This window comes from Pseudomonas putida, from assembly GCF_050989985.1.
Classification (GTDB): domain Bacteria; phylum Pseudomonadota; class Gammaproteobacteria; order Pseudomonadales; family Pseudomonadaceae; genus Aquipseudomonas; species Aquipseudomonas putida_AI.
In genome coordinates this window covers 4,641,449-4,654,330 of the sequence record NZ_CP158815.1, presented here as the reverse complement: position 1 = coordinate 4,654,330, position 12,882 = coordinate 4,641,449, and the positions used below count along the sequence as shown (strand labels likewise).

The window sequence follows — 12,882 nt, the reverse complement described above, 5'->3', positions numbered from 1 at the left end:
ACTCATGCCGCTGATCAGCGATATCCAGGTGCTGGAGCCTGGCAGCGAAGTGCTGCTCTTCGAACTGGATGGCACGGACTACGGTGCCGATGTCCTGCGCTTCCACGGTCACTCCATTCCGCACACTGCAGCCGAGATCATCGCTGCTGGCGCGGATGCCGATCAGCTGCCGGCCAAACCAATCTACTGGCAAGGTAATGAGTATGGCGCCTGGCCTATGCAGATCGATGGTATCGAAGCGAACGGCGACGGCACCGCGGTACGCCCGACGCTATCGGTCGGCAACGTCAATGGACGGATCACCGCGCTTTGTCTGGCGTTTGACGACTTGCTCGAGTTCAAGCTGACGGTGCGCCACACGCTGGGCACGTATCTGGATGCGGAAAATTTCCCGGCCGGTAACCCAACAGCCGATCCAACCCAAGAGACGATCGAGGCCTGGTACATCGACCAGAAGACGAACGAGGACGGGGAGACGGTCAGTTGGGAGCTTGCCAGTCCGGGTGATGTCGGCGGCGAGTCGATAGGCCGGCAGGCGACGACCTTGTGCCACTGGTGCCTCACCGGCGGTTACCGGGGGCCTAATTGCGGGTACACCGGCGGATACGTCACGAAGGACGGCGTACCCACCGACAACCCCGAACTCGATGAGTGTGATGCCACGTTGGGCCGTGGCTGCATACCGCGTTTCGGCGAGGGCAATCCGCTGCCGTTCGGTGGCTTCCCTGCCGTTTCTCTGATCGCACGGAGTTGACCATGCGCAAGCACATCTTGAGCGCGATCCAGGCGCACGCGGCAGCCGAGTACCCGAAAGAGTGTTGCGGCTTGCTGCTGGGCATCGGTCGCAAGCAGCAGTACTTCCCGTGCCAGAACACTTCCACCGAGCCGAATGAAGAGTTTCGAATCGACCCGGAGCAGTACGCCACGGCGGAAGACCTGGGCGAAGTCATCGGCATCGTTCACTCGCACCCTGATGCAACCAGCCGGCCGTCACCGCGCGACTTGGCCATGTGCGAGGCGACCGCGTTGCCGTGGCACATCCTGAGTTGGCCGGAGGGCGACCTACGGACGGTGGTGCCGGCTGGTGATGTGCCGCTGCTGAAGCGTCCATTTGTGCACGGCGCCTGGGATTGCTGGCAGGTCTGCGCCGATTGGTACAAGCGTGAGTGGGGGCTGGAGTTCGAAGCTTTCAAGCGCACCGACGGCTGGTGGGAGAGCAAGGACAGTGCCAGTCTGTACGAAGCGAACTACGAGGCCGCCGGCTTTTACCGGGTCGACCATCCGCAGCGCGGCGACATGATCGTGATGGAGGTGGGCCGGACGGTTCACCCGAACCATGCCGGGATATTCCTCGGTGCCGATCCGGCGTTGCCGGGAGAGGATGCAGCAACATTCGGACCTGGTCCTTTTCTGCTGCATCACCTGTACGGCAGGCCATCGGAAGTGATTGTGTTCGGCGGGCCCTGGCTTGACCGGACGCGCCTAATCCTCAGGCACACACGTGCACAGTCAGCTACATGACGTGGTCGGCAGTAGCTGCTGTGTTATAGGGTAGATTATGAATATTTTGCCGAAAGAACGTTTTTCAGGAGGTTCAGTGCCTGATTCGCTTTGCCCTTGGCCTCTTGGGCGGTTCGCCCTTCGCTCCGGTGCCAGAGATCAACGGTCCAGCCGTGAACGCTCTCAGTGGTTAGAAGAACTGATTCAATTTCAATCAAAAACATGCGACTCCCTTCTGGGAAAATGTCGCTATCCGTCGAAAAACCCAAGACCTCTCCAGCAATCATGAGCTGAGCGCCATAGTTCGCGAACGCTTCTCGGTCTCGGTAGATCAATCCGATATTGAAATTCGAGTAGAACTTTCCATCGTCTTCCTCATCGATTGAGCCACATCGAAAACTTTCAAACCTACATCCTGGTGAGTTCAGACTCTGGATTGCTGATTTCAGTTCTGGATCTCGATTTAGCTCAGGAATCTCGTCAATCCTGTGCGGCTCCTTGGAAATCCATATCACGGGGTGGACGTCGTTTTCCGGATCCGTCGCATAAGGAATATTCTTCCGCTGAGTGCTTAGCCTGATTTCAACCGCTTTCCAGTTGCTCATTATTTTTTCCATAGCATCCATGAGAATGCGGGAGGCTACTACGGCGGTAGCCATAGTGTTACTGAGGATTTGTACAGGCGGTAACCGGTGATATGGTGAACGTTTTGCACAGGAGTGACCTGCATGAAATTGATCGTAGGAGCGGTGGCGCTGGCGTTGCTGGCGTTGCTGGCGGGGTGCGGAACATCGCCAACGCCTTCGGGGCAGGCGCGTCAGGCGCCGCCAAGTCAGGTGCTGGCTTACCAGGCCAAGCCAGCAGGCGCATACGGCACTCTTCTGATCATTCGCGACTCTGGCCACACTGGTAGCCTTTGTTCGATGGCCGTTTTCATCGACGGCAAACAGGTTGCCAAACTCGACCCGGGACAGAAGGCTGCCTTTTATTTACCGCCTGATTCCGTGTCTGTGGGGGCCGCTTATACCGGTTCTGGAATCTGCTCGATGGGCGCCGAGCGAGTTGAGCGTGAGGCAGTTGTGAAAGACGGTGCTGTGAAGAAATATCGGGTATTCACTGGGGGCGATGGTCAAATAGACATCCTCCCCACGACGCTATAAACAAGGCCGCCTCCGGGCGGTTTTTTATTGTCCGGAGAAACGCATGGCTTCAGCTGCTCACTACACGCCGACCACGAAAGTGATGTTGTCCGGCTCCCTTGCCAAGAAATTTTTCCGGAGCAAGCCTTTTCTACTTGATGGCGGATCGGGCGCTGAAGTGCTCCGTGCGTTGAATGCGACGATTGAAGGTTTCGCTGAGGAAATCAAAAGGCTTGAGCGGCTGGGCATGACATTCGCGATTTTTCGGAATCGCAAAAATGTTGGGGCAGATAGCTTGGACCTTGGGGGGACAAGAGAGGTGCGCATCGTTCCTGTAGTTTCGGGAAGCAAGCGCGCAGGAGGGCTTCAGACAATCATCGGATCAGTTTTGATCGCTGCGGCCTTCGTACTTTCATTTACCCCCTTCGCAGCGGCCTCGCCCTATCTGTACCAGGTGGGGGCGGCGATGGTGATCGGAGGTGTTATCCAAATGCTCAGCCCTCAAGCCTCAGGTCTGAAGCAGAGTTCTTCCCCAGAAAACGCGCCTTCCTACGCCTTCGGTAGCGCCAGGAACACCACAGCCAGCGGCAACCCGGTACCGATCTGCATCGGTGACCGGCGCTGGGGCGGAATGATCATCTCCGCTTCGATCTACGCCGAAGACAAAGTGTAAGCAGCACGCAGCAAGCAGGCCGCCCGAGAGGCGGTTTTTTTATGCCTGGAGGAAAGCATGGGCGCAGCACGGAAGATCGACATCCACGGCGAGAAGGGCGGCAGCAGCAAACCGAAGTCGCCGACCGAAGCCAGCGACAGCTTGCGCTCGACCAACCTGGCGAAGTTGCTGATCGCCGTGGGCGAAGGTGAGTTCGACGGCATTCCGACCGATTACGACATCTTCCTGGACAACACGCCGATCCGCGATGCCAGCGGTAACTACAACTTCCCGAACGTGAAGTGGGACTGGCGCCCGGGCTCCGTGGATCAGACCTACATCCCGGGCATTCCGTCGGTGGAAAACGAGACGTCCCTGAACATCGAGCTGCGCAGTGATGCGCCGTGGGTTCGTTCGATCACCAACACCCAGTTGTCGGCGGTTCGTCTTCGGTTCGCGTGGCCAGCGCTTCAGCAGCAGGACGATGAAGGCAACGTTGCCGGCTACCGAATCGATTATGCCGTGGACGTGGCCACCGACGGCGGTGCTTACCAGCAGGTGCTTGTGGACGCGGTCGACGGCAAGACGACTACGCGCTATGAGCGCTCGCGCCGGATCGATCTGCCAAACGCGACCACCGGCTGGCAGATCCGCGTGCGCCGCCTCACGCCCAACCAGAACAGCAACCGCATCGCCGACACCATGCTGGTTGCCGGCTACACCGAAGTCATCGATGCCAAGCTGCGCTACCCAAACACCGCACTGCTCTACATCGAATTCGATGCCGAGCAGTTCAGCAACATCCCAGCCGTCACGGTGAAGTGCAAAGCACGCCGCTGGATGGTACCGAGCAACTACGACCCGATCCTGCGTACCTACACCGGCACTTGGGACGGCAGCATGAAGTCGGCCTGGACGAACAACCCAGCGTGGATCACTTACGGGGTGTGCACCGAGGACCGCTTCGGTCTGGGCAAGCGCATCAAGCCGTTCATGGTAGACAAGTGGGAGCTGTATCGGATCGCGCAATACTGCGACCAGCTGGTACCGAACGGGCTCGGCGGCCAAGAACCGCGCTTTCTCTGCGACATGAACCTGCAGGGCAAGGCCGATGCCTGGTCACTGCTGCGCGACATCGCCGGTATTTACCGGGGCATGACCTATTGGGCGCAGGGCCAACTGGTCATGCAGGCTGACATGCCGCGGGCGCAGGACTTCGACTACGTCTTCACCCGGTCCAACGTTATCGACGGCAAGTTCTCCTACGGCAGCGCGTCGGCGAAAACAAGGTACACCCGGGCTCTGGTCAGCTACGACAACCCGGCGAACAATTACGACACCGACGTCATTCCGTTCGCCGACCTGGATCTACAACGCCGCTACGGTGACCGACCGACGGAACTGAGTGCCATCGGTTGCACCCGTGCATCCGAGGCCCAGCGCCGCGGCAAGTGGGCGATCCTCAGCAACAACCAGGACCGCACCGTTTCGTTCAAGACCGGCATGGAAGGCGTGATCCCGCTGCCTGGCCACATCATCCCGGTGGCAGACTCGTTGTTGGCCGGCCGCGAGCTCGGCGGTCGAATCTCTGCCGCTGCCGGTCGCGTTGTTACCCTGGACCGCGACACCCAAGCCAAGGCCGGTGACCGCTTGATCATCAACCTGCCGGGCGGCCGCGCCGAAGGGCGCACGGTCCAGAGCGTGAACGGCAGAGCGCTGACCGTCACCGTCGCCTACAGCGAGCCGCCGATCGCGCAGCTGCAATGGGCATTGGATGCCGATGATCTGGCGATCCCTCTATACCGGGTGCTGCGCACCAGGCGCACGACCGAGGGCGATTTCGAGATCAGCGCGCTGCAGTACGACCCGAGCAAGTTCGCGCACATTGATACCGGTGCTCGCCTGGAAGAGCGGCCAATCAGCGTCATTCCAATCACCGTTGTCCCTCCACCGGCAAGCGTGACGCTGACGTCTACCTCGGCGGTGTCTCAGGGCCTCGCCGTGGCGACCATGACCATTACTTGGCCGGCCGTGCCCGGCGCAGTTGGCTATGACGTGGAATGGCGCAAGGACAGCGGCAACTGGATCAAGCTGCAGCGCACCGGCATGACCAGCGTGGATGTGGTCGGGATTTACGCCGGCGCCTACGTGGCCAGGGTACGCGCGGTGAGTGCCTTCGACATCTCGTCGATCTGGCGCAACTCGATCCTGACCAATCTCAAAGGGAAGGTTGGGTTGCCGCCGGCAGTCAGTTACCTGACAGCAACACCGCTGCTGTTCGGCATCTACCTGAAGTGGGGCTTCCCGGCTGGCGCCGAGGACACCCAGCGGACGGAGCTCTGGTATGGGCCAACTACCAGCCTTGGGGCGGCAACCAAGCTCACCGACCTGTCGTATCCGCAAAGCGACTTTTCCATGCTCGGCCTTGCCGCTGGCGTTACCTTCTACTTTTGGGCGCGTCTGGTGGACCGGATCGGCAACATCGGCCCGTTCTTCCCGGTAGGCCTTGGGGTGCAAGGGCAGTCGAGCTCCGAGGCTGCGCCGGTGTTGGAGTTGATTGCCGGACAGATCGGCCGCACGGAGCTGGGCCAGGACATCCTCGATGAGATCGACAAGATTCCCGGCCTGCAGGACCAGATCGACGCTCTGGACGACATCCTGCTTTACGACCCCGAAAAGACCTATGTTGATGAGGACATGGTCCGGCTGGGCCAGCGGCTGTATCAAGCGACTGGGGCGGTACCGATCCACACGCCACCGCCGAACCCGGCTTACTGGCTGGACATCGGCAAGTCAATCGAGACGGCGAATGGCCTGGCATCACAGGTCGCCTTCAATACCGCCGAAATCGCTGAGCTCGACGGTGTGGTCACGGCGCAGGCCACGGCTTTCCAGGCACTGCAAGCGTCCTACCGCGACGACAACGGGGAGGGTGATCTGGCTGATGCGCTGAAGGGCTGGACCAGTACGGCGGCGATTGCCACCGAAGAGAAGGTCAGGGCCTCGGAAAATGAGGCGTTCGCCCAGCGGCAGACCACGCTTGACGCCAAGCTGGGTGAGAACGAGGCGAACATCGCGACGCTTGAGCAGGTCGTGGTAACAAACCAGTCCGCAACGGCCACAAAAATCGATCAGTTGAGCGTCTCTGTTGCGCAAAACGCGGATGCAACGCAGCAGAACACTGCGGCGATTCAACAGACGGCCACGGCATTCGCGGACGCGAGCGGCAAGCTGTCGACTATGTGGTCGGTGAAGATGCAGGTCACGGCAGGGGGGCAGTACGTCGCCGCGGGTATCGGTCTCGGCATCGAGAACACTGGGGCCGGACTGCAAAGCCAGTTTTTGGTCAGCGCGGATCGGTTCGCCATCGTAAACACCATCGCTGGCGGGGCCATCTCGGTACCGTTTGCGGTGCAGGGCGGCCAGGTGTTCATGAACTCCGCCTTCGTTCAAGACGGCACCATCACCAACGCCAAGATCGGCAGCTACATCAGCTCGACCAACTACATAGCCGGTCAGCAAGGCTGGATTCTCAACAAAGACGGAACGCTCGAGATCAACGGCATCGTCCCGGGTCAGGGGCGGCTGGTGATCAACTCGCTGAACGTCTCGGTCTACGACGCCAACAACGTGCTGCGCGTCCGTCTCGGCTATCTGGGGTAATTCATGGCTCTATTTGGTCTGCGTGTCTTTAACGAGAGCGGTCAGCTCGCCATGGACACGAACTCATTCACCTACCAGGTGCTGTGGCAGGGTGTGATCGATTTCAGCGGCGCCGTGCCCAGCTACACAATCAGCATCCCGGGCTTCAACCCGGCAAACTGCGTGTTCATGATCATTCCCACGAGGGCACAGGACGTGCAATCGGCGGAGAACGACGGGCTGGGAAATTCGAAGTCCTACCCCTATGTCTCCACCGGCCTGGGAGTGGTGACGGTGCTGCCGAAAAACCCCTCAGCCAGCGCAGCCATTGGCCAGACAAGGATTGTCGCCAAGGGCTACGCGATAAGGTTTTCAACATGAGTTATGGCTTTCAAAGCATCAACGACAGTTCATTTGTGCAGATCGACTCCGAGGCACCACGGTTGTGCATGCTGACGAAAGGCGCGTACGCCGGTAGCGGTGACGCCTCTGGAGTTTTTGCCCGGCCCATTACCAGCGTCGATCCGCCGATTGTGTTTATTCGACCAGATGCGGGCGTGGTGCAAGTTCCGATATCCATTTGGTTCACTGGCGGCCCAGGCAACTGGACGGGTTTCTCGATGAAAGCCTCGGCTGTAACTGCGACGCTCAGTGGTCAGTATTTCGTTGCGGCCTGGGCTTCGATGGGGACCGCGGCATATGGCATGCGCCTGTGGGGGCCGGACGGCGCGCTGGTCTACGACAGCGGCGCGCCGGCAGTCGTGGTGACTTACGCCGCGGGTAACTGGACCTATCTCGGCGACGAGGTGCTGACCGTGGGCCGGCGCTACATCTGGACCATCGGCAAGGCGCTCGGGGCAGGGGAGTACATCTCGCTGAATCCCTTCGCCATGAACTGCCACAACGCCTCCTCTGGCGGTGGCTGCGCGCTGGCGGTGGATTACGCCAATGGCCGAATCCTGATGTACAGCCTCGCCACAAACGCCTGGACCGATCAAGGCCACCGGCCATTCCTCTGCGCCAAGTTACTGGCCTGACTCTTTTTCTGGAGATATTCAATGCCCTGGTACAAATCAGGAACGGTCTCTGTCACCCTGAATTCGAACGCCGTGATAGGCACGGGCACTGCCTTTCTCTCCAATGGCCGTGTAGGCGATGCCTTTCGCGGCCCGGACGGTGGGTGGTATGAAATCACCAACATCGCCAGCGACACGGCGATGTCGATCTCACCGATATACAAAGGGGCCACTGCTGCGGCGGGGGCTTATGCCCTTGCGCCCATGCAGGGCTATGTCAAAGATTCGGCCGACGCTCTGCGGGCACTGGTGAACACCTATGGCGTAAAGTTGGCCGCCCTGGGCACGACTGGTAACTATGACGTGCTGCCGGTTACCAAGGGGGGGACCGGAGGGGATACCGCAGCAGCGGCACGCGCAAGTCTTGGGCTTGTGCTACAGAGCGGCCCCAGCGACGCGACAGCTGGTCGAGTTTTGCCGGTTGGAGCATTTGGCTGGAACGGCGGTACTGCCATATCACTGCCCAACACTGCGCTGGTTCGAGACCTGACCGTTCCGGGTGTTTATGCATTCGGGAACGGTGGTACAGACCTGCCGGTGGCGGGTCAGGCTTGGTATATCCGAGTTTGCAGGCATGGAGCTCTGATTCTTTTGGAGGCCTTCGGCATGACCTCCGTCAACCAAGGTCAGTATCTAACCCAAAACTATAACGGGACAGTTTGGTCGGGCTGGATTCGGCAGGCTCTGGCTGGCGCAAATTCCGACATCACCAGCTTGAGCGGTTTGACCACCGCGCTATCGGTATCGCAGGGCGGCACCGGCGGCACTACTCAAGCTACTGCGCGATCAGGTCTTGGTCTTGGATCTGCAGCAGTTGCAGCTATCGTCGGCACCGTATCCCAGTCCGGTGGGGTGCCGACGGGAGCAATCATCGAGAACGTCGTCAATGCCAACGGCCGCGCCATCAAGTTCGCCGATGGGACGATGATATGCGTCTCACCTCAACTAACGTGCCCTGGTCCGACCGTCTTGCTTGGTGCGCTGTACATTTCACCAAGCGTTTTGACGTGGACATACCCGGCGGCTTTCGTTGGTACGGTTCCGGCGCTGACTGGTACAACCGCAAACAGCGTGCAACTGATCGTGACTACGCTCAGCGCATCACTCACGGGTGCCGGGTTCGCCTTTTATCACCCTCAGAGCGTTGCGGGAAACCAGACAATCTACGGGCTCGCGGTGGGGAGATGGTTCTAATGAAAATTTTTCTGAGTCCTCAGCGCCGCGACGATACGCTTGAACTGTCTCGTGCGGGCGCGGTTTTGACCGTCAACGGCGAGGCGTTCGACTTCTCGCCGATGACTGCCGGTGACACGCTGCCGGCGTCTGCAATTAGTTCATCGTGGTTTTCGGGCGAGGTGAGCAACATCGCCGGCGAGCTTGAACTGACACTGCTTCTTCCGCTGCCGGCGAACTTCAGCCAAGAGCAGGCATACCCTGTTCCTCTGCTCAACGTTCCTGACGGCGACGTTCATCTGCCGCAACCTTTGCCAGGCCCGGCCGCAACCGGGGAGGCGACTCAATGAACATCGACTGGAATCAGCTGATCACCAGAGCAATGAAAGAGCAGGCTGCGAATGACCAAGTGCTGGCTGTCGCCGTAGCGGAGAGCGCGAAACGTCGAGCCGTCGCCGATAAAGCCATTGCACCGCTTCAAGATGCCGTGGATATCGATGAGGCCACAGATGCTGAGTTGCTGCTGTTGAAGGCCTGGAAAAAATATCGAGTAGCGCTGAATCGAGTGCCCGAGCAGTCCGGGTATCCAGGAACGATTGATTGGCCAGTAGTCCCGGCCTGAGTCTCGACGAGCACTGTCACCCGCCATCGAGCGGGTATTTTTTTGCCTGGAGAAAGTATGTCCATCACTCAGCAGCAACTGCTGCAAATCCTCCCGAACGCCGGCGCCAAAGCCGGCGTTTTTGTTCCTGTCCTCAACACCTCAATGCAGCGGTACCAGATCGTGGGTAGCAAACGGATTGCCGCGTTCATTGCCCAGATCGGGCATGAGTCGGGCCAGTTGCAGTACGTGCGTGAGATCTGGGGGCCGACACCTGCCCAAGCCAAATACGAGGGGCGGGCAGACCTTGGCAACACGGTGAAGGGCGACGGCTCCAAGTACCGCGGGCGCGGCCTGATCCAGATCACTGGTCGAGCGAACTATGCGACCTGCGGCGAGGCGCTGGGCCTGGACCTGGTCAGTCAACCCGAACTGTTGGAACAACCGCAGTACGCCTGCCTGTCTGCCGCATGGTTCTGGGCGACCAAAGGATTGAACACCCTGGCGGATGCCGGTGATTTCGAAAGGATCACCCGCCGTATCAATGGCGGGCTCAATGGCCAGGCTGACCGACTGAAACTCTGGGAGAAGGCTACGGCGGTGCTGGCATGAAATTGTTACTGCGAATCCTTCCTTACATAGCAGCGATTGCCCTGGTCGCCGCTGCGCTCTACGGCGCCTACCACCACGGCCTGTCGGTGAAAGATGCCGAGTGGCAGTCGGCCTGGAACGATCGAGATTCCCGCGACGCAGAGGCCAAGGCAGAAAACGAAGCCGCCGCCCGGGTTCGGGAGCAGGCCTACCAGCAATCAATCAACAAGGCGGTTCAAGATGGCCAACGCATTATCAATCAAGCGACGGCTGATGCTGTTACCGCTCGCGCTTCTGCTGACAGCCTGCGCGGTGCAGCCGACAGCCTTGCCGCTCAGCTCGCAGCCAGTGAAGCCAGTAGAAATTCCTGCACTGCCGCCGCAAGCAAGGCAGCTGCCCGCGCCGCAATGGTGCTTGCCGACGTGCTCAAGCGCGCTGACCAGCGAGCGGGCGAGTTGGCTGAAGTTGCTGACCAGGCCCGAGCCAGGGGCATGACCTGTGAGCAGGCCTATGACGGCCTGCACATCAACTCTCTCTCGCGCTTCTCCATGAGCAGCTTCTGGTTTTCACGAAACAGGTAATCTCGCTGGTCAGAAACCATTAATAGGCTGCGGACCTGACCTTTCAGATCGGAACACTCGCTATTGAGTTGTCCGATGTTGGTCAAGGCGCTCTTGAGTTCGACTTCCATTTTGCCTTTGGCCGCGGACAACTCATCGTTCATCTGTACCAGCGTGAAGATTTTCTCCCGAGCCTCACGCAGTTGCAGGTTCAGCTCTTCGAATTCGTTCTCGTATATCCGCAATTGGTGCCGGCAGGTTTCGAGCGGGGTAGGGCAACCGAGCCAGTCGTCGGTGTTTTCGATTTCAAGCGGGTCCATTGGCGGGCCTTAAATGCACTGTTTGTATATACAGTAATCGAGGCATGAGGATTCGGCGAGGGGGTCTCGACGAGAAGTAGGATTTGGGAATGTCGTTCGTTCGGCAGGACGCCGGAGAAGGGTGCGCAAAACCTCCTCTGGAGGCCGCGTGTTTCCGTTTGCAAAAGCACAAAAAAACGGATTTTTTGCCGTGCTAAAAATGGGCTATATCCGTTTTAAAACAATAGCTTAGCTGGCTACAGTACCCAACATGGGGTGCTAGGGGTCGAGTGTTCGAATCACTCCGTCCCGACCATATTTTTCAATGACTTAGGCCAATGTTCACAGCATTGGCCTTTTTCATGTGCGTGACTTTTGCGTGACTTCTCGATTTTTCACGCTTGCTTCCTCTTCAAAATTGTCAGCACCGGCCCCCGCGAGTCCGTTGCTGATACCATATTCGCAGCTTCAATCAGATGCCCGAGCTCGGCGCCCGAGTAGTGACTGGTGATGCTGCCGTTCTTGTGGCCCAGAAGTGCCTTGCGGTCTTCCTCGGTAACGCCTGCTGCGCGAAGCCGACGACCAAATGTGTGTTTGAGGTCATGGATCCTGATGGATGCATACCCAGCGTGAGCGGGGCGAAGGTTTTCCTCCTGCCAGAGTTTCGCCGCTCTCACCCGCGCTTTCTTCCAGGCCGAGTCGTTCATTCGATGCATCGCGTCGTCGTTGTAAGGGAAAACCCAGTCTTTGCTCAGGCCCCGCTGCTTATCGATGATCGATTTCGCCACGGTGTCGAGGACGACCAATCGCTCATCGCCGTTCTTCACACCTGACCGTTCGTTCCGGCCGCCGAAGTCTGACGGGATCAGGAACACGCTTGTGCCAAGTTCCGGCACCGAAATCTCCCAGTCCCGCCTCAACTTGCAGACTTCCTGCTCGCGGCAACCCGTGTTCACCTTGAACAGGGCCATCGTCTGCAGGTGCGCCGGCAACTCTCCGAAAAGGATCGATTGCTCTTCCCATGTCATGGGGTAGGGCTCCCGCACCTATTTCTTCAGGTCCAGCTTCGCCAGCATTGGCACCGAATCAAGCCGGGGCCGCCGCTCTTCATCCCGCCACTTCCTTGCACACAGCGACAGAACCCGAATCACCCGCTCAATCGAGATGTTGATTGTGCGCGGTGCTACCGGCTTCAGCTGCTTCCCGCACGGCAACACCATTCCCTTCAAACGAACCTTCACGAACGGCTCAAGGGCCTGATCATCGATATGCGTCAATGGCAGGTCCTTGAGGTAAGGGTGAAGCTGCTTCAGGTGATGCGCCGTCAACTTGATTGAAGGCTGATCCTTGCTCTCGATCAGAAACCTTGTCGCCGCTTCCTCCCAGGTTCTGGTGCGGCGTACGCCGTATACCTTCTGCTGTCGAAGTTGCTCCAGCCGATGAATCAGGTACTACTCGGCTTCCTGCCGGTCACTAGTTCCAGTGCTTTCTCGAAGGCGCTCGCCTCGGAAAGCTTTGTCGATTTGCCAGACGCCACCTTTCTGGTAGAGACCGGAGATCGCCTTTCTTGCCATGGTTTGCCTCCTTTGGCATCACCCTGGCGCTCGCTGCGAGGGCGATTGTTGTCCTGATTGGCTGCCTTTTCAATC

At 59.2% G+C, this 12,882-nt stretch carries 14 protein-coding genes and 1 pseudogene; 12 read left to right on the top strand and 3 right to left on the bottom strand.

Going from position 1 to position 12,882, the window contains the following annotated elements; all coding sequences use genetic code 11:
- The first annotated feature begins 4 nt into the window (after positions 1 to 4).
- Both ABTV29_RS21190 and ABTV29_RS21185 read left to right on the top strand, forming a co-directional pair.
- A complete protein-coding gene (locus tag ABTV29_RS21190) occupies positions 5 to 754 on the top strand; it encodes a phage minor tail protein L (RefSeq protein ID WP_433766636.1) in 750 nt (249 codons plus the stop codon).
- Between the two features lie 2 nt (positions 755 to 756).
- Positions 757 to 1,521: a C40 family peptidase gene (locus ABTV29_RS21185; protein WP_433766635.1), complete on the top strand. Its 765-nt coding sequence runs from the start codon at positions 757 to 759 to the stop codon at positions 1,519 to 1,521.
- A 35-nt stretch (positions 1,522 to 1,556) separates the two neighbouring features.
- Here the strand turns inward: ABTV29_RS21185 and ABTV29_RS21180 are convergent, their stop codons facing one another.
- Positions 1,557 to 2,105 carry a hypothetical protein gene (locus ABTV29_RS21180; RefSeq protein ID WP_433766634.1) on the bottom strand — a complete coding sequence of 183 codons (549 nt, stop codon included), beginning with the start codon at positions 2,103 to 2,105 and terminating at the stop codon, positions 1,557 to 1,559.
- 123 nt (positions 2,106 to 2,228) lie between these two features.
- On the opposite strand from ABTV29_RS21180, the gene ABTV29_RS21175 reads away from it, so the two are divergent.
- The 10 genes from ABTV29_RS21175 to ABTV29_RS21130 are packed head-to-tail and all read left to right on the top strand — an operon-like array spanning position 2,229 to position 10,955.
- Positions 2,229 to 2,660 (top strand): hypothetical protein, encoded by a 432-nt coding sequence (locus ABTV29_RS21175; RefSeq protein ID WP_433766633.1) that lies wholly within the window; start codon positions 2,229 to 2,231, stop codon positions 2,658 to 2,660.
- A 43-nt stretch (positions 2,661 to 2,703) separates the two neighbouring features.
- Positions 2,704 to 3,312, top strand: a complete 609-nt coding sequence (locus ABTV29_RS21170) for a tail assembly protein (protein ID WP_433766632.1) — start codon at positions 2,704 to 2,706, stop codon at positions 3,310 to 3,312.
- Positions 3,313 to 3,369: 57 nt separating this feature from the next.
- Positions 3,370 to 6,954, top strand: coding sequence for a host specificity protein J (locus ABTV29_RS21165; protein WP_433766631.1), 3,585 nt, complete (start codon positions 3,370 to 3,372; stop codon positions 6,952 to 6,954).
- A 3-nt stretch (positions 6,955 to 6,957) separates the two neighbouring features.
- The gene (locus tag ABTV29_RS21160; protein WP_433766630.1) at positions 6,958 to 7,314 is read left to right on the top strand and encodes a hypothetical protein; all 357 of its coding nucleotides are present in this window, start codon (positions 6,958 to 6,960) and stop codon (positions 7,312 to 7,314) included.
- Positions 7,311 to 7,970 (top strand): hypothetical protein, encoded by a 660-nt coding sequence (locus tag ABTV29_RS21155; RefSeq protein ID WP_433766629.1) that lies wholly within the window; start codon positions 7,311 to 7,313, stop codon positions 7,968 to 7,970. Before ABTV29_RS21160 ends, ABTV29_RS21155 begins: the two co-directional genes overlap by 4 nt.
- Positions 7,971 to 7,991: 21 nt before the next feature.
- Positions 7,992 to 9,203, top strand: coding sequence for a phage tail protein (locus tag ABTV29_RS21150; RefSeq protein WP_433766628.1), 1,212 nt, complete (start codon positions 7,992 to 7,994; stop codon positions 9,201 to 9,203).
- Positions 9,203 to 9,532 (top strand): hypothetical protein, encoded by a 330-nt coding sequence (locus ABTV29_RS21145; protein ID WP_433766627.1) that lies wholly within the window; start codon positions 9,203 to 9,205, stop codon positions 9,530 to 9,532. Before ABTV29_RS21150 ends, ABTV29_RS21145 begins: the two co-directional genes overlap by 1 nt.
- Complete coding sequence (locus ABTV29_RS21140) at positions 9,529 to 9,804, top strand: tail fiber assembly protein (RefSeq protein WP_433766626.1); 276 nt, start codon at positions 9,529 to 9,531, stop codon at positions 9,802 to 9,804. Before ABTV29_RS21145 ends, ABTV29_RS21140 begins: the two co-directional genes overlap by 4 nt.
- A gap of 57 nt (positions 9,805 to 9,861) precedes the next feature.
- Positions 9,862 to 10,395, top strand: coding sequence for a glycoside hydrolase family 19 protein (locus ABTV29_RS21135; protein WP_433766625.1), 534 nt, complete (start codon positions 9,862 to 9,864; stop codon positions 10,393 to 10,395).
- Positions 10,392 to 10,955 (top strand): DUF2514 domain-containing protein, encoded by a 564-nt coding sequence (locus tag ABTV29_RS21130; protein ID WP_433766624.1) that lies wholly within the window; start codon positions 10,392 to 10,394, stop codon positions 10,953 to 10,955. The genes ABTV29_RS21135 and ABTV29_RS21130 overlap by 4 nt, the downstream gene beginning before the upstream one ends.
- Here the strand turns inward: ABTV29_RS21130 and ABTV29_RS21125 are convergent.
- Together ABTV29_RS21125 and ABTV29_RS21120 are read right to left on the bottom strand one after the other, a co-directional pair.
- Positions 10,883 to 11,254 (bottom strand): hypothetical protein, encoded by a 372-nt coding sequence (locus ABTV29_RS21125; RefSeq protein ID WP_433766623.1) that lies wholly within the window; start codon positions 11,252 to 11,254, stop codon positions 10,883 to 10,885. The two genes, ABTV29_RS21130 and ABTV29_RS21125, sit on opposite strands and share 73 nt — an antisense overlap.
- 374 nt (positions 11,255 to 11,628) lie before the next feature.
- Positions 11,629 to 12,807 (bottom strand): annotated as a pseudogene (locus ABTV29_RS21120) (tyrosine-type recombinase/integrase).
- Between the last annotated feature and the right edge of the window lie 75 nt (positions 12,808 to 12,882).